Raw genomic sequence first — 23,605 nt, 5'->3', positions numbered from 1 at the left:
TTATGACGCGCCAAAGGCTAAAAATATATAACGGACAACTCATTACTCCATACAAAACCATTAAGCAAGGAACAATATTAATTGAAGATGGAAAAATTATAGCTCTTCAGGAGGGAAATCTGGATTTTTCAGATGCTGATGAAATAGATGCGAAAGGAAATTATATCTCTCCGGGTTTTATAGACCTGCACATCCATGGTGGTGGCGGGCACGACTTTATGGACAATACTGTTGAAGCATTTCTAGGTATTGCTGAAACACATGCCAGATATGGAACCACCGCTATGTGCCCTACAACGCTGACCAGCGAGAAAGAAGACCTGTTGAAAACCTTAAGCATTTATAAGCAGGCGGATAAGCTGAATGTAAAAGGTGCACAGTTTATAGGCATGCATCTGGAAGGTCCTTATTTTGCATTAAGTCAAAGAGGAGCACAAGACCCACGCTATATTCGTGATCCTGATCCTGTAGAGTATAAAGAAATACTTGCATCGACCAATGTGATCAGAAGATGGAGTGCTGCTCCGGAATTAATAGGAGCTATTGAATTTGGTAAATATTTAAAATCCAAAGGAGTATTAGCCGCAATTGCCCATACTGATGCCATTTATGAAGAAGTGCTTGAAGCTTTTGAAAATGGTTATACTCTAGCTACGCATTTCTATTCAAGTATGTCTGGTGTAAGTCGTCGCGACTGCTTCCGCTTTGCCGGAGTAATTGAAAGCGGATACCTAATTGATGAAATGGATGTGGAAATTATAGCTGATGGTGTTCATTTACCAGCTCCATTATTAAAACTGATTTATAAAATAAAGGGAGCAAGCAGAACAGCACTCATTACAGATGCAATGCGCGGTGCTGGTATGCCAGAAGGCGATAGCATACTAGGTAGCTTAAAGAATGGCTTAAAAGTAATTATTGAAGATGGAGTAGCTAAATTACCAGACAGAAGTTCTTTTGCCGGAAGTGTTGCTACTACAGACAGGCTGGTGAGGAACATGATTAATATGGCCGGAGTTTCTTTGGAAGAAGCCGTAAGAATGATCAGTAAAACACCTGCACGAATTATGGGGATAGATGATAGAAAAGGGACACTAACCTTGGGTAAAGATGCAGATGTACTTGTATTTGATCAGGATATAAACATTCAGCATACAATAGTAGGCGGAAACGTTATTTATAGTAGAATTTAGCTTTTTCTGCAGCTGGATTCCCGAATGATTAGTTTTCCTGGCAGTACAATTTCTTCGGCATGGAAGTGCTTTTTAGTAATGTGTCTGATCAGAAGTTCACAGCTTAATTTGCCAATCTCGAAAGCGGGCTCAGCAATAGTCGATAAAGAAGGGGAGATTATGGTCGACATTGGGTCATTTGTAAAACCAATTACACCAAAATCTTCTCCGACCTTTACACCTTTGTTTTTTAATGTAATCATAGCACCAATGGCTTTTCTATCATTAACGGCAAATATTGCATCAGGCTTATTTTTCATCTCCATGAGTTGAAGAGTATCGCTTTCGCCATGTTCCTGCGAAAATCCTGAGTAGATAACCCAGTCCTCATTCGGCTGGATATTATGCTTTTCTAAGGCATCTAAATATCCCTTTAATCTGGCTTCAGTAAAGCTGAGCCCTTTAGGGCCTGCTATATGTGCGATTCGTTTATATCCATTTCCTATCAGATGTTCTACAGCTTCAAACGCCCCGTTGTAATCATCCTGCATTACTTTTGAGGTTTCAATTTCATTAGCTACCCGATCAAAGAATACAACAGGTATACCTTCATCAACAATTTCCTGAAAATGGCTGCAAGAGTCCGCATCAGAAGAAATGGAAACCAATAAACCATCAAGGCTTGATACAGAGAGATTCTCTATAATGGCAAGTTCTCTTTCAGGAGAGTCATTGGTTACAAACAAGATGATATTATAACCATTGTTATAAGCTACTTCCTGAATACCAGTGATTACGGTTGAAAAATAGTAATTGGTTATAAAAGGTAAAATAACTCCTAAGTTATGGGTACTCCCTTTTGCTAATCCTGTAGCATTAAAATTTGGCTTGTAATTCAATTCAGCTGCAAGCGCTAATACTTTTTCCTTTGTTTCCTGATTTACATCATAGGTATCCCTTAATGCCCTTGAAACAGTAGAAACAGAAATATTTAAAATTCTTGCAATATCTTTTATTGTAACGTAATGACGGGCCATAAAAATGTAAAGGGGAAATAATACTTGGTTCCTATTATATCCCTAAGGTAGTAAAAAAAACAAAAGTAAGAGGAGGGAAGGAGATGTAAGTAAATATAAAAATGTGTCAAAATTTGCCGTAATTTGAATATATTTATTAAAAACATAACTCTTTCCTCTATGAAATCATTAAAATATCCTACGCTCATGCTCTGCTTTTTATCTCTTGCATCATGTAGTGTTTTTAAAAAATCTTCCAGCTCACAAACTGACAACAACATGAAAAGTAATGTAATTACAGACCGTAAATGGAAGTTAGTTGAGCTTGCAGGTAAGCCTGTAGCAGATAAAATAAATGGCAAAGAACCATTCATTTTACTTCAGAAAAGTGATAACCGTTATTCAGCATCCGGTGGATGTAATGGATTAGGTGGTACTTTTACTCTGCTTGAACATGGAAGAATAAAATTCTCTCAAGGTATGTCTACTATGATGGCTTGCCAAAATATGGAGATTGAAAATGGCCTGAACAAAGCACTTGTTACTGCCGATAACTATAGCCTAAGTGGCGATAATCTATCTTTAAACAAAGCCAGAATGGCACCATTAGCACGTTTTAAAGCTGTAAAATAGTCCTGAAAGAGAGTGATTGAAATATTTAAACAGATTACATTTAATGAATTACTGCTACTTGCTTTAGGAATTAATGTGATCCTGTTCCTATTATCAGTCACTCTCTTCTCTTTTTTTAGCAAAATAAGTAAATCTCAAAACCTACAAAACCGTCCGCAAACGCTGACCAAGGAAGATATTATGCTCTCTATATTGGTTATTGGATGTAATGCTTTGATATTTATTATTGGTTTTATGCTTTGGCAAAAGGACATTGTACTTGTCATTGAGCATACAAATATCTTTTTAGTAGGATTAGAAGTCATTTTCCTTGTTTTTATCATGGATTTGTTAATGTACATTTTTCACAGAATTGCACATTTTTCATTTTTCTACAGGCTAGTTCATTTAATACATCATAAACATGAGTCTACCAACGTAATCAGTCTCTTTGTACTACACCCTATAGAAGCCCTGGGTTTTGGTTTTTTAATCATATTGGTGATTTTCGTATATCCTTTCTCTTATCTGGCTATATCACTATATCTGTTTATTAATCTACTCTGGGGTACAATTGGCCATTTAGACAAAGAAATTCTACCAAAGCACTTCGCAGGATTGAAACCAGGTCTTTTAGGGACCACCAGATTTCATAATGATCACCATAAGCATCCTCATTATAATTATGGATTTTACACCGTCATATGGGATAAGATTTTTGGAACTTATCGTCCTGCTGATTCAGAAAATGTATAATTTAAAAATATCCAATAGATGTTTTCCTTTCTTTTATGCTTTAAAATGACGGTTTTGTAAACAAAATTTCGTAACTTCTGTTACTTAAGTGTTTAATTTAATTATTGATGCTCATGGAACCGTACGAAATTATAATCTCTGGAAAAAAATTAACCGTAGTTCCCCTGGATGATGGCAGCTATAGTATATTAGATGGAGCAAAGCGGATAGCTAGTTTATGGATTGACATTAGTGCAGCTGGCATTTCATGGGTAGCCGAGCGGATATCTCTTCAATTAGCTGAACAGATAGGTTTATTAATTAATGCACACGAATATTAAAAATAAGCTTTAGATTCGCTGTTCTCAATAAAGCTAATAATGAAAGCAATCCTGATACAGCAATTTGGCGAACCCGAAACCTTACAATTTACTGAAACAGCAAAACCCATTATCAACGATGATCAGGTCTTAATAAAGGTAGTTTGTGCTGCAGTTAATCCAGTTGATACAAAAATCAGAATGGGGACACACATATCGTGTAAAGATCTTAAGTTACCCGCCATTTTAGGAAAGGATGTTAGTGGTATAATTGAGCAAACGGGTAAGAATGTGAAAAACTTTAAGTCTGGAGATGCCGTTTTTGGATGTATTGCAAATACTTATGCAGAATATGTTGCTGCCAGTCCTCAATTGATCGCAAAAAAGCCAGATCATATTTCTTTTAATAAGGCTGCAGGAGTCTCTTTAGCCGGATTAACTGCTTATCAGGCGATTAATGAGCATTTAAAAATATCAGAAGGACAACGTATTTTAATACAATCTGCTGCAGGAGGTGTTGGTCATCTGGCAGTTCAGTTTGCTAAACTTAATGGTGCATATATATATGGAACCGCTTCAGATAAGAACATTGATTTCTTAACAGAACTAGGTGTAGATCATCCAATAAATTATAGATCTGAAAAATTTGAGGAAATAGCTACGGACCTTGATGCTGTGATGGATACAATGGGAGGAGAAATTCTTTACCGTTCTATAGCTTGCGTTAAGCCAGGAGGTAAAGTGATTTGTTTACCGTCTTCAACAAAAAATGATCCTAAGGCCTTAGAATTAGCCAAAGAAAGAAATGTAGAGTTGATTTGGTCTATGATGCAACCTGATCAGAAAGAACTGCAATTATTTGCAACCTTATTTGAGGAAGGAAAGCTAGATGTAAAGGTAGATCAGACTTTCCCGCTGAATGAAATTGTCCAGGCACATCAAGTGATGGAAACTCATGGAGTCAGCGGGAAAATTATAATACAAGTATCTTCTGATCGTTTATAAATTATTTTACACGTTCCACGTATTCGCCTGTACGCGTATCTACTTTAATTTTATCACCTTCATTCACAAACAAAGGTACTTTTATCTCAATACCATTTTCTGTAGTAATATTTTTCATCGCACCTGATGAAGTATCACCTTTTACTGCAGGCTCGGCATAAGTAACCTCTAATTCCACAAAATTAGGTGCCTGAGCCATAATTGGTTCTTCGCTTTCAATAGAAACAATTACATCCATACCTTCTTTCAAAAACTTAGCAGCCGGACCAAACAATGATTTCTCGATATTGAACTGCTCAAAAGTATTGTTATCCATCACCACGAAATAATCACCTTCTTCATATAAGTATTGATAGTCGTTAGTTTCCACACGACAAATTTCAACCTGTTCGTCAGTCCCTAAGCGAGCTTCAACAATTTTCCCTGTTTTAATATTGCGGAATTTACCTAAGTAAAAAGCACCACCTTTACCAGGTGTACGATGTATGATTTCGATAACAGTTACCAATTCGCCGTTAAAGCGTAAAATGTTTCCTACTTTAATTTCAGATGCTTTTGCCATAAAAATATAATTGTAAAATTTTGTGCCCAAAGATATACGCTTTTTGCAAATTTCTATGATTTAATGACAATAGGAGTTTTATCTTAGCAGAATGAAACACAAAGTAAATTCTTTAACCTTGTCAGGTACAGCAATAATGCTGTCTTTAGTCGTTCTCTTTTCTGGCTTTAAAGCCTCAGAACCGCCATCTGATATTAAATGGAAGCAACTATTTAATGGAAAAAATCTAAAGGGTTGGGACATGAAAATAAGAAAGCACAAATTCAAGGAGAATTATGGAAATACATTTCGTGTTGAAAATGGCAATCTTGAAGTAAGATATGATCAATATGGAGATAAATTTGATGAACAATTCGGCCATTTATTCTTCAATAAACCATATTCGTACTATTTAATAGGAGTGGAATACCGTTTTGTAGGAGAACAAGTGAAAGATGGACCAGGATGGGCTTTTCGAAATAGCGGTATCATGATCCATGGACAAGATCCTGAAACTATGACCAGAAATCAGGATTTTCCAAACTCTATAGAAGTGCAATTATTAGGAGGTTCGGGTAAGGGGGAGCGACCTACAGCTAATCTTTGTACCCCTGGCACCCAATATGTAAAAGATGGTAAAGTCATTAAGACTCATTGTATAACATCTGGTTCAAAAACTTTTAACGGCGATCAGTGGGTACGTGTAGAAGTATTGGTACTGGGCGACTCTCTGGTTGTACATTATGTAAACGGAGAGGAAGTTTTACGTTACCAAAGACCACAGCTTGATCCCATAGGTGATGAAGCTGAAGGTAAATTGTTAAAGGGGGGAACCATATCACTTCAAAGTGAAAGCCATCCTGTAGATTTCCGTAAAGTAGAAATCATAGATTTAGAAAAATACGCAAATGACCCGGTAAAACTCAAGGCTGTTATAGCACAACTGATGTCAGAAAAAAGAGTAGCAAAACAGTAAAATGCAACAGATGATTAATAACGTATTGACGTTGCGATCTGTTCAGGTGACCAGATATGTAACTCCCCTGAGGGAGGGTGGATCTATGCCAGCTATAGCAGAGGCTGACGATGATTTTTTGTATGTACTTAAATTCAGAGGAGCCGGACAAGGTACTAATGCCCTTATTGCCGAAATAATAGGAGGTGAGATTGCACGTGCCCTGGGTTTACGGGTTCCGGAAATTGTATTCGCAACCTTAGATGAGGCCTTTGGGAGAATTGAACCTGATGAAGAGATACAGGACCTACTACGTAGTAGCGAAGGATTAAATCTTGCTTTACACTATTTATCAGGCGCCATTACTTTTGATCCTTTAGTTACTACTGTAGATGCAAAACTGGCTTCGCAAATTGTATGGCTGGATTCTTTACTGATGAATATGGATCGTACAGCAAGAAATACCAATATGTTGATGTGGCATAAAGAGCTCTGGCTGATAGACCATGGTGCTTCATTATACTTTCATCATTCCTGGCAAAACTGGGAAGAGCAGGCAAAACGTCCTTTTGCATTAATAAAAGATCATGTATTGCTTCCATTGGCGACAGAACTTGATGTTGTAAACAAGGAATTTGTACCACTACTTACTAATGAACTTATAGAAGCTATTGCGGCACTGATTCCAGACGAATGGCTAAAAGATGAAGATTCTTTTGAAAGTCCGGAAGAACACAGACAAGCCTATGTTCATTTCCTGACAACCAGGATAGCTCATTCAGATACTTTTGTAAAAGCAGCAGAAAATGCAAGAGAAGGACTTATTTGAGTATGCAGTTATTCGTGTTGTGCCCAGGGTAGAACGTGAAGAATTTATAAATACAGGTATTGTGGTGTATTGCAGGAAACAGAAGTTCCTAGGTATGATGTACGAACTGAACACCGGTAAATTAAATGCTTTTTGCAAAGAAATTGATATTTCCATTTTGAAAGACAACCTTTGTGCTTTTGAACGTATATGTATAGGAGGTGATCAGTCCGGAACAATTGGACAATTAGACATGGCCTCCAGATTTCGCTGGTTAACCGCTATGCGGAGTACGGTGATACAAACTTCAAGAGCACATGCTGGCCTTAGTATCAATGCCAGAGAAACTATGGAGCGATTATTCGCCGAAATGGTACTTTAAATTTATTATAGAATGATTGAAAAAGTAATACTTGTAGATGTGAATGATCGTGAGATTGGGGAAATGGGAAAGATGGAAGCACATCTGGAAGGAAAGCTTCATCGTGCATTTTCTGTTTTCATTTTCAATTCAACAGGTGAATTGTTGTTGCAGCAAAGGGCAGATGATAAATACCATTCTGCTGGAAAATGGACCAATACCTGCTGTAGTCACCCCCGGCCAGGTGAGGAAACCCTGAAAGCAGCGAACAGAAGATTAATCGAAGAAATGGGGATCCACTGCAATATTAAACATGTTTTCAGTTTTCAATATCTGGCAGAAGTTACTGCACAAGGGCTTATTGAAAATGAATATGACCATGTTTTCTTTGGTGAATCAGACCAGGTACCGGCAATTAATCCTGCTGAAGTATCTGCATATAAATATGTAAAAATGGCTGACCTGTCCCATGATATAAAAATAAATCCCGATCATTATACAGAATGGTTAAAAATCTGTTTTGATCGGGTAATGGAACAATATTCAGGACTTTATTAACTTTGTTCCCTGTTACCCATCACGCAAGTGCTAACTTAAAGAAAAATATTATATGATTATTGAACCTAAAATGCGCGGGTTTATATGCCTTACCGCACACCCAATTGGTTGTGAACAAAATGTAATCAATCAGATTAACTATGTAAAATCAAAAGGAAGTATCTCCGGCCCAAAGAAAGTATTGGTTATTGGAGCTTCCACAGGATTTGGTCTGGCATCAAGAATTACCAGTGCTTTTGGATCTGATGCAGCTACAATAGGCGTTTTCTTTGAAAAACCTCCGGTTGCCGGAAAACCAGCTTCACCAGGATGGTATAACAGTGCTGCTTTTGAACAGCAAGCTATTAAAGCAGGTCTTTATGCAAAAAGTATCAATGGAGATGCTTTTTCAGATGAAATCAAGGAAAAAACATTAGATCTGATCAAACAAGACCTTGGACAAATTGATCTTGTCATCTATAGTTTAGCTTCACCAAAAAGGGTACACCCTAAAACCGGAGTAGTACATAGTTCTGTATTAAAACCAATCGGCGAACAGGCTTTTACCAATAAAACAGTAGATTTCCATACTGGTGTAGTTTCGGAAATTTCTATATCACCAGCAAATGAGGATGAAATTGAAAATACTGTAGCAGTAATGGGAGGGGAAGACTGGGAAATGTGGATTGATGCATTGACTCAGGCCAACCTGCTTGCTCCTGGAGCAACAACAGTTGCTTATTCTTATATCGGCCCATCTTTAACAGAGGCTGTATACAGAAAAGGTACTATTGGTCGTGCAAAAGATCATTTAGAAGCAACAGCCTTTACTATCGCTGATAAACTGAAATCAATTGGCGGACATGCTTACGTTTCTGTGAATAAAGCTTTAGTTACACAAGCCAGTTCAGCAATTCCGGTTATTCCATTGTACATCTCTTTACTGTATAAAGTAATGAAAGAGAATGGCATTCATGAAGGATGTATTGAGCAAATCCAGCGTTTATTTGCAAATAGACTATATAATGGTCAGGAAATCCCAACAGATGACAAAGGACGTATTCGTATTGATGATTGGGAAATGCGTGAAGACGTACAGGATAAAGTAGCTCAATTATGGCCTGAAGCAACCGCAGAAAACCTACCTCAGATTGGTGATCTTGCTGGTTATAAGAAAGACTTTTTAAACTTATTTGGATTTGATGTTCCGGGTGTTAATTATACTGAGGACGTAAATGAAATAGTTGAAATACCAGGATTAGTTTAATAATTAATTCAGATTATATTCTTTGACAAAGGCAGCAATTAGGCTGCCTTTTCTTTTTGCATTTGATTTGGAGGTAGTAAGTCCGATCTTTGTTTAGGGTTGGTCTATGACTCAAAGGACATTGGCATGACTCTCCTTTGAGTGTAAGATGACTTGCGTTCGACTAGGGAATCGTCGAATAGCCCTTCCTAGCTCGTTTTTGGGACGTCTAAATGATACGGAAATATACAAGCAAACAGAAATGAGATAAAAGCAATGGTTATTTGCTTTTATAACGACAATTACGACATAAACCGTCATATCCTGACATCCTGCGACAAGCCGTTTTTTATTCCATCTACTTTGGGGTTATGAATCAAAAACATAACATTAGAAAAACTTTTTTTAACATTTTTTTGGATGAATGTCGGGCTTATAGGATCGCAGTATTCAGCTTAATAACAAAGTCGAAATTAAGAGGAACATCGTTCGTATCTCGTTCGGGTTTGTTCGATAAAAATACAATTAAAAATGAATGAAAACATAAGCAATGTATAGGCTTATTAATGATGGGCTAATCGTTGCGTAACGGAACTAAAAAAATCAATTAAATAATTAAATCATATCAATTATGGCAAGAATAAAAAGTGGGATATTTGGTTCTAACATGGTAAATTAGACTCAATAGTCAACGGGTTGATGTCAATCCAAACGGTTCATTTAAGGGTTTTACTAATATACATCCATGAAAAACTTATTTATTTATCTAATAGGTATCTTTTTTTTGAGTTCATGTATTAATGAAGATAAAATCACGTCAAATAGTTTTAAAGATGTTGATGGGATATTGTATTATGAAAAGCCAGAAACTGGTTCTGTATTTATATTGTTTTTACCATTTGCGAAAAAGAATCCTAAATTAACCTTAAAAGATTCGACCCTAATGATTACAAGAATGGAATAAGATTTGGTACAGCGGGTTTAGCAATTATATAGAAGAATTATGTAAATAAAGATATCGTTAGCAATATCAAAACTTTTAATATCCCAAAATGAAAATAAGATGTATAATTTCATTTTTTATTAGCTTGTGTATTGTAGGTTGTTCAAAACAAAACGACAAATCTACACTAAAAAAAATGTTGAAAAGTGGTGATGTAAACCAAATAATTGAAGCTACCGATTATATATCCTATAATAAAGATATGAGTATGATTGGAGATATGTTAGAACATACATTTGATCCAAGGATTACTCATATAATAACGCATAAAGGGATGTCGGTATATCAGATTAAAATGGCTGCAATGAAAGAGATGACAGGGATTTTACCTCCTAATAAAACGACATATAAACCAGACTCTGTTAATATAAGATTCTATTTAAATGTAGCGATAAAACATGGTTGGATAAAGTAATGCTTAAACCATCAGTAGGATTATGGGTGCTAAGTTCTAAGATCCAGTGACGGCAAGGTGGAATGTGGTAGGATCTTTCAGCATCAATAAGTGTACTTTTTACACCGTAAATACTTGATAATAAATGATTTTAGATGTTGCAGATTCGAAGTAATCTGATATTTTTGCGGCATAACACTAAAACCCATGAATATTAAGAAAGTTCTAATTGCCAACCGGGGCGAAATTGCCATTCGTATAGAGCGTGCCTGTAGTGAACTCGACATCCAGACAGTAGCCGTATATACTTATGAGGACCGTTATTCTTTACATCGTTACAAAGCTGACGAAGCTTATCAGATAGGAGAAGATCATGAACCACTCAAACCTTATCTTGACATTGCCGGAATTATTGAAATGGCCAAACATAGTGAGGCAGATGCCATCCATCCGGGATACGGATTTCTTTCTGAAAATGAAGAGTTTGCAAAGCAATGTGCAGAAAATGGCATCATCTTTATAGGCCCCAGACCAGATGTAATGCTGGCATTGGGTGATAAAGTTACTGCAAAAACTGTTGCTAAAGCTGCCGGACTACCTATTATTGAAAGTAATGAAGAGGAGCTTAATACAATTGAAATAGCCCTTACAGAAGCAAAACGTATTGGTTATCCATTAATGATCAAAGCAGCATCAGGAGGTGGAGGTCGTGGCATGCGGATCGTTAGAAATGACGAGCAATTGGAAAAGGGATTTTTTGAAGCAAGGAGTGAGGCTAAAAATGCTTTTGGTGATGACACGGTATTTCTGGAGAAATTTATTGACAGGCCTCGTCATATCGAGGTACAGATTGTAGCAGACAACCACGGAGAGGTAGTCCACCTTTATGAACGTGATTGTTCTGTACAGCGCCGTTTCCAAAAAGTAGTTGAAGTAGCTCCTTCTTTAAATTTAACAGAAAAAACACGTAAACAGCTTTACAACTATGCAACATCAATTGCAAAAGCTGTTAAATATAACAATGTTGGAACTGTAGAGTTCTTAATCGATCAGCAGGAAAACATCTACTTTATTGAAGTAAACCCACGTATACAGGTAGAACATACAGTAACGGAAATGATTACCGGTATAGACCTGATCAAAACTCAGCTGTATATTGCAGACGGTTATCATCTGTCTGACGATGTTATTGGCCTGAAGGATCAGGAACATATTATGTGCAATGGTTTTGCCATGCAATGCCGCATCACAACTGAAGATCCGGGGAACAACTTTAAACCAGATTATGGCACGCTGATTACCTATAGAAATGCTACAGGATTTGGCATACGTCTGGATGAGGGAAGTACTTATCCTGGCATGAAAATCAGCCCATTCTTTGATTCTATGCTGGTAAAAGTGAGTACCAGCGGGGCTACATTAGAGGATGCTTCCAGAAAAATGAACCGCGCCTTACGTGAATTTAGAATCAGAGGTGTTAAAAACAATGTGCAGTTCCTTGAGAATCTGATCAGCCACCCGGTTTTTATTCAGGGAAAAGCTACAGTTAATTTTATACAGGAAAACCCCGCATTATTCGAATCTAAGAAACGTCTGGACAGAGGAACAAGAATACTGACTTATCTGGGAGAGGTTTCTGTAAATGGCAATCCTGACGTCAGGATTGTTGATGAAAACAAAAGATTGGAAAAGCCAGAGATACCGGCTTACGATCATTATGGACCATATGCTAAGGGTACAAAAGATCTGTTAACAGAACTAGGGCCTGATGGTTTTTCAAAGTGGCTGAAAGCAGAGAAAAAAATACACTATACAGATACTACTTTCAGGGATGCCCATCAGTCATTACTGGCAACAAGGATGCGTACTTATGATATGCTGAAAGTAGCAGAAGGTTTTGCAAAAAACCATCCGCAAACCTTTAGTATGGAAGCTTGGGGTGGAGCAACATTCGACGTTTGTTTAAGGTTTTTACATGAAGATCCATGGAGAAGACTGGAAAAACTGAGAGCAGCAATGCCAAATATATTGATACAAATGCTCATCAGAGGATGTAATGGTGTAGGTTATGCAGCGTATCCGGATAACCTGATCGAATCATTTGTAGAGAAAAGCTGGGAAAAGGGAGTTGATATTTTCAGAATATTTGATTCTTTGAACTGGATGGAGAATATTGCGCCATGTATTGAAATGGTACGTAAAAAGACAGGCGGATTAGCTGAAGGTTCTTTATGTTATACCGGAGACATTCTTGATCCTAAGCGTACAAAATATAGCCTCGATTATTACTTAAAACTTGCTAAAAACCTTGAGGATGCAGGAAGCCATATCCTTGGTGTTAAGGATATGTCAGGACTACTAAAACCTTATGCAGCAAAAATACTGATTGAAGCCCTTAAAGACACAGTAAAAATCCCAATCCACCTACATACACATGATACCTCATCGCTACAGCCTGCAACTTATTTAATGGCTATAGAAGCAGGAGTAGATGTGATAGATTGTGCATTAGGTGCCTTGTCAGGTACTACAGCTCAGCCAAACTTCAATTCTATTGTAGAAATGATGCGTTTCCATGAGAGAGAGAATCCTTATGATCAGAAATCTCTAAATGCATATTCCAATTATTGGGAAACCATAAGAGAGTATTATTACCCCTTTGAAGCAGGCTTAAAAGCAAGTTCAGCTGAAGTATTTGAACACGAGATACCGGGTGGACAATATTCAAACTTAAAGCCTCAGGCAATCGCATTAGGACTTGGTGATCAGTTTGAACTGATTAAACAGCGTTATGCAGATGTAAACGAACTTTTTGGTGATATTGTAAAAGTAACACCGAGCTCTAAGGTAGTGGGGGATATGGCTCAATTTATGGTGGCCAATCAGATCACTCCTGAAGATATATTTACAAGAGGTGAGCAGCTCGCTTTTCCCGAATCTGTTGTTTCGTTCTTTATGGGCGAAATAGGACAGCCTGAAGGTGGTTTCCCTGAAGTACTCCAACGTATTCTTTTAAAGGGTAAAACCCCATTTACAGATCGTCCAAACAAGCATCTTGCACCACTGAATTTAGAACAGGAGTATGAAGTATTTAAAAAGGAATTTGGGGATGACCTAAACTATACCATGTACCTGGCTTATAAGTTCTATCCAAAAGTAACTGCCGAAGCCATAAAAGTATTCAGATTATATGGAGATGTATCTGTGATCCCAACGAGGTATTTCTTTTATGGTATGAAACCAGGTGAGGAGACTACCATTGAAATAGCTAAAGGAAAAACACTACTGGTACGACTGTTGTCAATAGGCCCGCCAGATGATAAAGGAATGCGTACGGTATTCTTTAAATTAAACGGCCAAACCCGTAATATTGAAATTCAGGATAAGTCAGTAACTGTGGTGAAACTGGAGAATCGTAAAGTAGACAAAGACAATGCAAATCATATAGGCTCACCATTACAAGGTCTCTTATCTAAAGTATTTATTAAGCCAGGAGATAAGGTGAAAAAGAACCAGCCACTTTTTATGATTGAAGCCATGAAAATGGAATCCAATATTTCGGCAATAGCTGATGGGGTAGTAAAATCAGTTACACTTGCTGCTGGTACTATGGTGAACACAGATGACCTTGTACTTGAATTGACAGATTAATCTCATTCAACCTTGATATCCAGCATATCAAGGTTACCAGACTTATTAAAAGTTCCATAATTAAGATAGGACACGATAACGATTGCGTAAATATTTTCCAATCAAGACTGCTTTTCCTTATTAATATTGCGTAGAATTGCTATTTACGAGCATTTTTGAAATACGTAATTACAAGGAATTACATATCTTGGGACTTCACATGAAATCTTGAGAAATAAACGAGCAGAGTTACTAGAAAATAATTATATAAATATTAATAAAACCAGATATAATGAGCCAACAAAAAATTGGAAAGTACAGATGGACGATATGCGCCATGTTATTTTTTGCCACTACAATAAATTATATGGACCGTCAAGTTCTTTCTTTAACCTGGAAAGATTTTATTGCTCCTGAGTTTCATTGGACAAATAATGATTATGGTAATATTACCGCTCTTTTTTCTATTTTTTATTCTGCATCCATGTTATTTGCAGGACGATTTGTTGACCGTATGGATACTAAGAAAGGCTTTTTATGGGCTATAGGTGTATGGTCTGTAGGTGCAATAATACATGCATATTGTGGTATTGCTACAGCAGGTTTACTTACTGGCGAATGGTTCTTAGGTTTTGAGGGTTCTAAAGAAGTAATTTCTACGGTGGGAGACACAGCATTAATCATTTCAACAAGTGTTACCTTATTCATTTTTGCACGTTTTGTACTGGCCGTTGGTGAAGCTGGAAACTTTCCTGCTGCAATTAAAGCTACGGCCGAGTTTTTCCCTAAAAAGGATAGGGCTTTTGCAACAAGTATCTTTAATGCAGGAGCGACTGTTGGAGCGCTTGCAGCACCACTATCGATCCCTTTTATAGCAGCAGCTTATGGCTGGGAAATGTCGTTCATCATCATTGGCGCACTAGGTTTCGTCTGGATGGGATTCTGGATTTTTATGTATCATAAACCTGAAGTACACCCCAAGGTAAGCAAGGCGGAATTGGAATATATACAACAAGATATTATCGCTGATAGAAAACTTGTAGATTATGTAGAAGAAACAACTACCAAGGTATCTTTTATAGATTGTTTTAAATATAAACAAACCTGGGCTTTTGCTTTTGGTAAATTTATGACAGACGGGGTATGGTGGTTCTTCCTATTCTGGACACCAGCTTACTTGAGTTCTGTTTATAGTATGGATTCAACAGAAAGTGCCTTGCCTTTATTTGTTCTTTATTCTATTACCTTACTATCAATTATTGGCGGATGGTTACCTACATATTTTGTAGATAAAAAAGGAATGAACCCATATGCAGGTCGAATGAAATCAATGTTAATTTTTGCATTTTTCCCATTATTAGCATTATTGGCCCAACCATTAGGACACATTACTTATTGGATTCCTGTTATCATTATTGGTATTGCTGGAGCAGCTCACCAGGCCTGGTCAGCAAATATTTTCTCAACCGTGGGTGATATGTTCCCTAAAAAAGCTATCGCAACCATTACTGGTATTGGAGGTATGGCAGGTGGAGTAGGCGCTACTATTATTAATAAAGGTTCGGGTGTATTATTTGATTATGCAGGTCAGAACCAAATGGTCTTCATGGGCTTTAAAGGAGAAGAAGCAGGATATTTCATCATATTCTCAGTTTGTGCAGTTTGTTATCTGATAGGCTGGATTATCATGAAGACACTTGTGCCTCAATATAAACCAATCACAACCTTATAAAAACCTTAATAATACCTAAAACTAATATTACCTAAATGTTTCTAAAAAATCAGCTCGATTCGATTTTCATTGAAGAAAATCAGATCCCTGAAGAGTTTAAACTCTCAGAAGAGCTTCACCAGCGTGAATACCTAAGCAATGGTGAAATGCGCACATGGAATGGAGAAGTACACGAAGTATTGTCTCCGATATGTATAAGAAGCGATAAGGGCCTTCATCGTAAAGTAATTGGCACTTACCCCTTATGTAGTGAAAAAGAGGCTAAGGAAGCGCTTGGTGCTGCCGTAGCTGCTTATGACAATGGGCGTGGTGAATGGCCAACCATGAGTGTGGAAACCCGCATTAAGTGTGTTGAACAGTTCACACATAAGATTCTTGAGAAGAAGACAGAAGTTGTAAAACTCCTGATGTGGGAAATTGGAAAGTCTTACGGTGATTCAGTAAAAGAGTTTGATCGTACTGTAGAATATATCTATGCGACTATTGATGCTTTAAAGGATTTAGACAGACAGTCTTCCAGATTTAGCATTGAACAAGGTATTGTAGCGCAGATCAGGCGTTCTCCTCTTGGAGTAGTACTTTGTATGGGACCATTTAACTACCCATTAAATGAAACCTTTACAACTTTAATTCCTGCATTGATTATGGGGAATACAATGTTGTTTAAACCGCCTAAACATGGTACACTATTACATTATCCATTATTGGAAGCCTTTAGAGATTGTTTCCCTAAAGGTGTAGTAAATACCATTTATGGTCGTGGAAACAAGATCATTCCTGATCTGATGAAGTCGGGTCAGATTAATGTACTAACCTTAATCGGATCGAGTAAAGTAGCCAATGAGCTTAAAAAACTGCATCCTAAAGTTAACAGGTTGCGTGCAATATTAGGTCTTGATGCTAAAAATGCGGCCATCATAACCGCAAAAGCTGATATTAGTTTAGCGGTACAGGAAACGGTACTGGGTTCATTATCATTCAATGGACAAAGGTGTACAGCACTTAAAATTATATTCATTCACCGTAGCCTTGCTGACGCATTCTTAAAAGAACTTTCGGAGGCCGTAGCTAAATTAAAATTTGGTATGCCATGGGAGCCGGGAGTGTCTTTAACACCACTTCCTGAACCTCACAAACCAGCTTATCTGAAAGAATGCATTGATGATGCAATAGCCAATGGTGCTAATGTTATCAATGAAAACGGTGGTGATACAGCTGAATCTTTCGTTTATCCAGCCATTGTCTATCCGGTTACAAGGGATATGAAACTGTATACAGAAGAGCAATTCGGCCCTGTTATACCTGTAGTACCATTTGATGATTTAGAGGAGCCTATTCAATATCTTATTGATTCTACTCACGGACAACAAGTAAGTATTTTTAGTGATGATAATGAAGAGGTAGCATCTTTAATTGATCCATTGGTAAACCAGGTGAGCAGAGTGAATATTAACTGTCAGTGTCAGCGTGGACCGGATGTTTTCCCTTTTACAGGTAGAAAGGATAGCGCAGAGGGTACTTTATCAGTAGTAGATGCATTGAGATCATTCTCAATCAGATCATTAGTAGCTACAAAATTGAACGAAAGTAACAAACACTTAATTAATGAAATTGTTGACAGCAATAGTTCTAACTTCTTAAGTACTAAATACTTGTTTTAATAGCACAGGTAATAACATATACTTCAGCGTTGTTTTAGCTTATTTCTTTAGATGAGTTAAAACAGCGCTTTTTTTGTTGTGATTATCTTCTTACACCTCATCTTCTCCATCACTAGGTTTATCATTTTTAAGGATTGTGTTGAACATTGGGATCAAAAATACACCATTAATTATCAGATGTGGCAAAATCCCTATCATAGTACTTGTTTCCAATAATTTAACTACTAATGTACCTACAGATAAGACGACTAATAGTATATATATAGCTGCAGCAATTTTTGGATGGGGAGAATACTGCACTGCTTTTTTAAAAAGAAAACAGGTCACAACGATACCAAAAATAAACATAAGGAACCAAAAGACATCAGCTCCAGTGATTTGAGACCAGATGCTTCCGTTAGCATTACTGAAATTAGAAATCTCCGATATGGCAAATTTCACAAAAATAAGATAAGCAAGCGCCCAGATAATGTAAAAAGCTACAACAATAAGTAGCCAATGAAGAGTGAGTTTTAACTTAGATGTATACATAATGGATTACATATGTTTGAAAATTAAACATTTGAAATCAGATTTGCAAACACATCACTTGAAAAACCTGCTTAAGATTTAGAGTTTAAATAATCGTCGATTTTATTTTCAATAATTATTATCAAATTATTGAAAAAATAACATAACATTGTTATTATCTAAACTAACCAAATGGATAATAAACTTGTACATCATCTGTTATGGGAGCGTTTAAGGGTTGGCGATCAAAACGCATTTTTTGACCTTTATAAAGCGCTCTATTATGATCTTGTAAATTTCGGTATTCGCGTATGCGGAGATGCGGAGACTTCCAGTGAAGCTGCTGATCAGGTATTTATATCAATATGGGAAAAACATGAGCAACTTATCAGGGTTGACAATGTGCATTCCTACTTGCGTACCTTCTTAAAAAGAAAAGTACTGAGGATATTGGAACGTAAACGCAAGATCAATGATGCACTTACTAATGCTGGTGCTGAAGGTGAATGGATGGAAATGTCATATGAAGAGTTTATTGTAAAAGTGCAAACAGATGAACTTGTAAAGTTTAAACTAAAAGCAGCATTACAAAAACTAACCTACAGACAGAAGCAATTGATTCACCTTAAATTCTTTGACGGATTGAGTTACGAGCAAATTGCAGAACAGACTACACAAACCATCAAAACGGCTTACAACACAGTTTACGATGCTATAAAAATCCTTAGAAAGGAGCTAAAAGACTAGCAATAAAGCTCTTTTAGTAAAAAAATAAAAATATTTTTAGGAAAAGATCATCTTTTCAGGCACTGGTATTATAAAAGCCAGATATTATGATTGATCGTAGTCTTTTCCATATTGAAGACTTTCTTGTAGACAACACCTTTCAGGAATATTGTGCCGGTAAAGATAAATTATGTGTTACCTACTGGGAAAATTACATTAAGGCACATCCGGAACAAGAATCTACAATAAAAGATGCCAAACGCCTGTATGCTATTTTGAGCGGACATAAAAAGCCATTGAACAGTCAACTGGAACTCTTGAAAAAAGAGCTTCAGGAACAGGAACCACCTCAAATTATTCCTATAAAACGTTATAACAGTTGGTTAAAAATTGCAGCAATTTTTGTCCTTATCTCAGGTGCTATAGTATGGTATAAAAATAGTGAGAGACAAACTAAGCAAATCCAGAATTTAGTTACCAGTTACAAAACAATTGGAGCTGAACGTAAAAAAATTGAGCTTCCCGATGGTACTGTGATTATGTTAAACGCGAGGAGCTCTCTGGAAATCAACAAAGACTTCAATATCGATAACAGGGAAGTCACCCTTATTGGAGAAGCTTTTTTCGACGTTACCCATGATAAAAACAAACCTTTTAAAGTGCTGACTACTGATTTTGACATTAATGTATTGGGTACAACCTTTAATGTAAAAGCATATCCTGATGAGCCAACTTCAGAGGCTGTATTGATTAAAGGTGTTATTGTAATGGAAGGAAATAAAAATAGAGGCAATTCAATCACTCTTAAACCAAGTCAGAAAGTAACTTTTTACAAATTAAAGGAAGCATTAACGACCACAAGACAGCAAAAAGCACCTGCTAAGTATCCCGAAATCACTATCAACAGTTATACAAAGAAAAGTGATAGCACCATTGTAGAGATGGCCTGGATTCAAAATCAGCTTGAGATACAAGATCAGAGTTTTGCAGATCTGAAAAAGACATTGGAAAGATGGTATAACGTAGAAATTAAATTTACCGACAACGAAATAGAGAAATATCATTTCACAGCAACATTTAAAAACGAAACATTATCAGAAGTTTTAAACGCACTGCAAAGTGCAGAACATTTTAAATATGAAATAAAAGGAAATCAAGTGATCATATCGAAATAATAAGGGGAGGTGTTGACGCACCATCCCCTTTATTTTTTTTGATATAAGCAATGGCAGTTAATGCGCAAACAAATCGCTGCCAATTACTCAAGCAACCAAAAAAACAAAAATATGATTAATTCTTACTTACTGCAAGAGTTCTTTAATTATAAAGTGCTCTTAAAATTCATTGTCATAATGAAATTAACGTGTTTCTTCATTTTCATAACCTGTCTTAACGTTTCTGCGTCTGTCTTTTCGCAGGGCAAGATTTCTATGGATGTCAAGAAAACCAAGTTAAGCAAGGTGTTAAAGATCATCGAAGAACAGAGCGGTTATCATTTTGTTTACAGTTCAGCAAATGTCCCTGTAAATAAAGACGTAACGATGTCTGTTAAAAACACTCATGTTTCAGAAATTCTGGAAACGATTTTTAGCAGTACTAAACTCAAATTTGTAATATCCGAAAATGGCTTAATTATCATCAGTCGTATTCAGGATATTACTGTCAGGGGTATCGTTAAAGACAACAACGGAATACCCTTACCTGGTGCCTCTGTACGAATAAAGGGAAGTGCAAGCGGTACATCAACAGATCTGAATGGGCGGTTTAGCCTTTCAGTACAACCAAATGCTGTTCTTGTTATCTCTTATGCTGGATTTCATAGTGTAGAAATTCCTGTATCCAATAAAACAAACTTCGATATTGTATTGACTGAAGATGCCAAACTGTTAAGTGAAGTAGTAGTTACTGCCCTTGGTATTAAAAAGGAACGCAGGGCACTGGGTTATTCTGTTTCACAGGTAGATGGAGAAACATTAACCCAGGCAAGAGAAAACAATGTCGCCAATTCACTGGTAGGTAAAGTTGCCGGTTTAGATATAAGTTCTACCGCCGGTGGTGTAGGCTCCGCTACTAGTGTAACCATTAGGGGGGTATCCAGCTTAAGTCAAAGTAACCAGCCATTGTATGTCATTAATGGCGTACCAATGGAAAATAAACCAACCGGACTTAATAACTTAAACCCAAATGGAAACAAAGGTAGTCAGTGGGACAATGCTCCGGATCTTGGAGACGCAGTAGGTAATTTAAATCCTGATGATATTGAAAGTATCTCAGTACTTAAAGGTGCAGCTGCATCAGCTTTATATGGCTCCAGGGCTAAAGCTGGTGTGATATTGATTACCACAAAGAGTGGAAAGGGTAATAGCATAGACTTTAACTCTAATTTTGTCGTAGAGCAGGTGATGGATCGTACAGACTGGCAATATGTTTACGGTCAGGGTGCAAATGGTACAAAACCCGCAGATGGAGCAGCGGCAGCACAAGTCGGAGGTTCCAGCTGGGGTGCAAAACTAGATGGGAGTAATGTAGTTCAGTTTGATGGTAATTCCAGACCATACACTGCGCAAAAGGATAATATTGAAAACTTTTATCGCAATGGAAGAACCTGGTCAAATACACTTGCCTTAAATAAATCATTTGATGGTGGTGCTATTCGTTTTTCTGCAAATGATTTAACCAATAAATCGGTGGTTCCCAATTCCGGACTAAACAGACAATCTTTTAACCTGGTTGGAACATTTGAGCCTTTAAAACGTCTAACTATAGATGTCAGGGCAAACTATATCTTAGAACAAGCTAAGAACAGACCAATGCTTTCGGATGGTGCAGGAAATGCCAATTACAATGTGGTCTTTTTACCAACAAGTATAAACGTGAACGATCTTAAACCATGGAAAAATGAAAATGGCAAGGAAATTCAATATAATACAGGTAATACTTACGCTACCAATCCATGGTTTGCTGCAAATGAATTCATAAATAATACGAATCGCGATCGGTTAATCAGTTCTTTTAATGCCCGCTACACCTTTGATAACGGATTGTTTCTTCAGGGACGTGCAGGAATGGATGCATATGCTGATACGTATAAAAATGTAGTGCCTTCAGGGACAGCCTATTACGAAATAGGTAAGATAGCAGAGCAAAAGACCAAATTTTCTGATATAAATGCAGACTTTTTGCTAGGTAAAACATTTGATTTATCTGACGATTTTACACTTACTCCAAACCTAGGAGCCAGCTATAGAAATACCAAAATCAATCAGACAACTAATAATGGAGATGATTTTGCAGTATTTGGTATATACAATATTCTGAATGCTAAAAATAAATCTGTTGGACATGTTGTTACAGAATCAGAGACCCAATCCGTATATGGTACTTTAGAATTTTCTTACAGAGATATTTTATATCTAACTGGTAGTGGCCGTACAGACTGGTTTTCGACACTTGCAACACCTGGAAAAGATAATAAACTAAGTGTCTTTTATCCTTCCATTAGCGGATCATTTGTATTCTCAGAACTTTGGAAGCCCTCAATACTTAGTTTTGGTAAATTAAGAGCCGGTTATGCTGTAGTTGGGCAAGCAACAGATCCTTATCAAACATTACTTACTTACGGTTTTAAAAGTGAAACCTTAAATGGTAAACCCCTGGGAATAATTAACAATCTTGCTATACCTAATCCAGGGTTAAGAGCTTCTAAAGCAACAGAACTTGAAATTGGTACAGAACTAAGATTTCTAAATAACCGCTTAAATTTAGATCTTACTTTTTATAAAAAACACTCTAAAGATGAGATATCTATAGTAACCACATCAAGTACTACTGGATATTCAGGAGCAGTCTTAAACTCTGGCGAAATAGAGAACAAAGGGGTTGAAGCATTGATTTCCGGTGTAGTTTTAAAAAGCGATAACTTTACATGGACCTCATCACTAAATGGTACTTATAACGATAACACTGTGTTATCACTAGCAGATGGCTTACCATCTCAATTATTAGCAACCTCACGTACAGGAGTAGGCTTTTTACAAAATCTTCCAGGAGTAGCAGCAGCTCAGGTAATGGCATATGATTTTAAATATGATGCAAACGGTGAGATAGTAAAACTTGCAGATGGTTCACCTGATCAGGGAAAATTGGAATCTTACGGCTCTGCTTACAACAAGTGGTTCGCCGGATGGAACAACGAGTTTAATTATAAAGGTGCAACATTATCATTCCTAATTGATGGTAAATGGGGTGGTAAAGTCTTTTCTGCAACTGATTATTATGGATACTTTTTCGGATTACATAAAGCTACGCTTGAAAATCGTGATGAGCTAGGTACTACAGCTGCTAAGTTTTATGAAAACACAGCAAATAATGCTTCTCATAAATTTGTTCAGGATGCGAGTTTTATCAAATTTAGACAATTAACACTGGGTTATAATTTCCCAGCGAAAATGTTTAACAACAAAATCAAAGGGTTAAACGTAAGTCTGGTAGGGCGCAACTTATTCATCCTCATGAAGAAGACGGATAATATAGATCCTGAATCTAGTTACAATGCCACTTTTCCGGGTTTAGAATTAGGAGGAGTCCCGCCAGTTAGAACATTCGGTTTGAATGTAAGTGTTAAATTATAACTATTTAAAG

The 23,605-nt window shown here is 36.9% G+C and carries 21 protein-coding genes; 18 read left to right on the top strand and 3 right to left on the bottom strand.

Features of this window, described 5'->3' with window-relative positions; all coding sequences use genetic code 11:
- Positions 1-2: 2 nt before the first annotated feature.
- The gene (nagA, locus tag ABDJ41_RS05350) at positions 3-1,193 is read left to right on the top strand and encodes an N-acetylglucosamine-6-phosphate deacetylase (RefSeq protein WP_349784775.1); all 1,191 of its coding nucleotides are present in this window, start codon (positions 3-5) and stop codon (positions 1,191-1,193) included.
- Here the strand turns inward: nagA and ABDJ41_RS05345 are convergent.
- On the bottom strand, positions 1,190-2,209 hold the full coding sequence (locus ABDJ41_RS05345) for a LacI family DNA-binding transcriptional regulator (protein ID WP_349784774.1): 1,020 nt from the start codon (positions 2,207-2,209) through the stop codon (positions 1,190-1,192). The genes nagA and ABDJ41_RS05345 overlap by 4 nt on opposite strands.
- Before the next feature lie 159 nt (positions 2,210-2,368).
- On the opposite strand from ABDJ41_RS05345, the gene ABDJ41_RS05340 reads away from it, so the two are divergent.
- The 4 genes from ABDJ41_RS05340 to ABDJ41_RS05325 all read left to right on the top strand — a co-directional run bounded on the left by ABDJ41_RS05340 (position 2,369) and on the right by ABDJ41_RS05325 (position 4,860).
- Positions 2,369-2,821: an META domain-containing protein gene (locus ABDJ41_RS05340; protein WP_349784772.1), complete on the top strand. Its 453-nt coding sequence runs from the start codon at positions 2,369-2,371 to the stop codon at positions 2,819-2,821.
- 12 nt (positions 2,822-2,833) lie between these two features.
- Complete coding sequence (locus ABDJ41_RS05335) at positions 2,834-3,556, top strand: sterol desaturase family protein (RefSeq protein WP_349784771.1); 723 nt, start codon at positions 2,834-2,836, stop codon at positions 3,554-3,556.
- 113 nt (positions 3,557-3,669) lie between these two features.
- Positions 3,670-3,876, top strand: coding sequence for a ParB N-terminal domain-containing protein (locus tag ABDJ41_RS05330; RefSeq protein WP_349784770.1), 207 nt, complete (start codon positions 3,670-3,672; stop codon positions 3,874-3,876).
- Positions 3,877-3,915: 39 nt separating this feature from the next.
- Positions 3,916-4,860: an NADP-dependent oxidoreductase gene (locus tag ABDJ41_RS05325; RefSeq protein WP_349784769.1), complete on the top strand. Its 945-nt coding sequence runs from the start codon at positions 3,916-3,918 to the stop codon at positions 4,858-4,860.
- Between the two features lies 1 nt (position 4,861).
- Here the strand turns inward: ABDJ41_RS05325 and efp are convergent, their stop codons facing one another.
- Entirely contained in the window at positions 4,862-5,422 is a 561-nt protein-coding gene (gene efp / locus ABDJ41_RS05320) for an elongation factor P (RefSeq protein WP_349784768.1), read from the bottom strand.
- Between the two features lie 91 nt (positions 5,423-5,513).
- Here efp and ABDJ41_RS05315 point away from each other — a divergent pair, with 91 nt between their 5' ends.
- From ABDJ41_RS05315 to ABDJ41_RS05270, 10 genes are all read left to right on the top strand, one after another.
- On the top strand, positions 5,514-6,377 hold the full coding sequence (locus tag ABDJ41_RS05315) for a 3-keto-disaccharide hydrolase (RefSeq protein ID WP_349784767.1): 864 nt from the start codon (positions 5,514-5,516) through the stop codon (positions 6,375-6,377).
- A 10-nt stretch (positions 6,378-6,387) separates the two neighbouring features.
- Positions 6,388-7,185 (top strand): HipA family kinase, encoded by a 798-nt coding sequence (locus tag ABDJ41_RS05310; protein WP_349784766.1) that lies wholly within the window; start codon positions 6,388-6,390, stop codon positions 7,183-7,185.
- Positions 7,163-7,546: a DUF3037 domain-containing protein gene (locus ABDJ41_RS05305; protein ID WP_349784765.1), complete on the top strand. Its 384-nt coding sequence runs from the start codon at positions 7,163-7,165 to the stop codon at positions 7,544-7,546. Before ABDJ41_RS05310 ends, ABDJ41_RS05305 begins: the two co-directional genes overlap by 23 nt.
- A gap of 12 nt (positions 7,547-7,558) precedes the next feature.
- Complete coding sequence (gene idi / locus ABDJ41_RS05300) at positions 7,559-8,083, top strand: isopentenyl-diphosphate Delta-isomerase (protein WP_349784764.1); 525 nt, start codon at positions 7,559-7,561, stop codon at positions 8,081-8,083.
- 52 nt (positions 8,084-8,135) lie between these two features.
- The gene (gene fabV, locus ABDJ41_RS05295; RefSeq protein WP_349784762.1) at positions 8,136-9,329 is read left to right on the top strand and encodes an enoyl-ACP reductase FabV; all 1,194 of its coding nucleotides are present in this window, start codon (positions 8,136-8,138) and stop codon (positions 9,327-9,329) included.
- Between the two features lie 724 nt (positions 9,330-10,053).
- Positions 10,054-10,272, top strand: a complete 219-nt coding sequence (locus ABDJ41_RS05290) for a hypothetical protein (protein WP_349784761.1) — start codon at positions 10,054-10,056, stop codon at positions 10,270-10,272.
- Positions 10,273-10,447: 175 nt separating this feature from the next.
- The gene (locus ABDJ41_RS05285; RefSeq protein WP_349784760.1) at positions 10,448-10,726 is read left to right on the top strand and encodes a hypothetical protein; all 279 of its coding nucleotides are present in this window, start codon (positions 10,448-10,450) and stop codon (positions 10,724-10,726) included.
- A 186-nt stretch (positions 10,727-10,912) separates the two neighbouring features.
- Positions 10,913-14,356 (top strand): pyruvate carboxylase, encoded by a 3,444-nt coding sequence (locus tag ABDJ41_RS05280; protein ID WP_349784759.1) that lies wholly within the window; start codon positions 10,913-10,915, stop codon positions 14,354-14,356.
- A gap of 271 nt (positions 14,357-14,627) precedes the next feature.
- Positions 14,628-16,067 (top strand): MFS transporter, encoded by a 1,440-nt coding sequence (locus ABDJ41_RS05275; RefSeq protein ID WP_349784758.1) that lies wholly within the window; start codon positions 14,628-14,630, stop codon positions 16,065-16,067.
- Between the two features lie 35 nt (positions 16,068-16,102).
- Positions 16,103-17,728: an NADP-dependent glyceraldehyde-3-phosphate dehydrogenase gene (locus tag ABDJ41_RS05270; RefSeq protein WP_349784757.1), complete on the top strand. Its 1,626-nt coding sequence runs from the start codon at positions 16,103-16,105 to the stop codon at positions 17,726-17,728.
- 90 nt (positions 17,729-17,818) lie between these two features.
- On the opposite strand, the gene ABDJ41_RS05265 is transcribed toward ABDJ41_RS05270, so the two are convergent.
- Positions 17,819-18,259: a hypothetical protein gene (locus tag ABDJ41_RS05265; protein ID WP_349784756.1), complete on the bottom strand. Its 441-nt coding sequence runs from the start codon at positions 18,257-18,259 to the stop codon at positions 17,819-17,821.
- Between the two features lie 171 nt (positions 18,260-18,430).
- On the opposite strand from ABDJ41_RS05265, the gene ABDJ41_RS05260 reads away from it, so the two are divergent.
- From ABDJ41_RS05260 to ABDJ41_RS05250, 3 genes are all read left to right on the top strand, one after another.
- Positions 18,431-18,985, top strand: coding sequence for an RNA polymerase sigma factor (locus ABDJ41_RS05260; protein ID WP_349784754.1), 555 nt, complete (start codon positions 18,431-18,433; stop codon positions 18,983-18,985).
- 86 nt (positions 18,986-19,071) lie between these two features.
- Positions 19,072-20,139, top strand: a complete 1,068-nt coding sequence (locus ABDJ41_RS05255; protein WP_349784752.1) for a FecR family protein — start codon at positions 19,072-19,074, stop codon at positions 20,137-20,139.
- A 177-nt stretch (positions 20,140-20,316) separates the two neighbouring features.
- Positions 20,317-23,595, top strand: coding sequence for a SusC/RagA family TonB-linked outer membrane protein (locus ABDJ41_RS05250; protein ID WP_349784751.1), 3,279 nt, complete (start codon positions 20,317-20,319; stop codon positions 23,593-23,595).
- Positions 23,596-23,605 lie beyond the last annotated feature (10 nt).

This window comes from Pedobacter sp. ASV1-7, from assembly GCF_040203335.1.
Lineage (GTDB): Bacteria > Bacteroidota > Bacteroidia > Sphingobacteriales > Sphingobacteriaceae > Pedobacter.
This window is presented reverse-complemented; position numbering and strand designations above follow the sequence as displayed.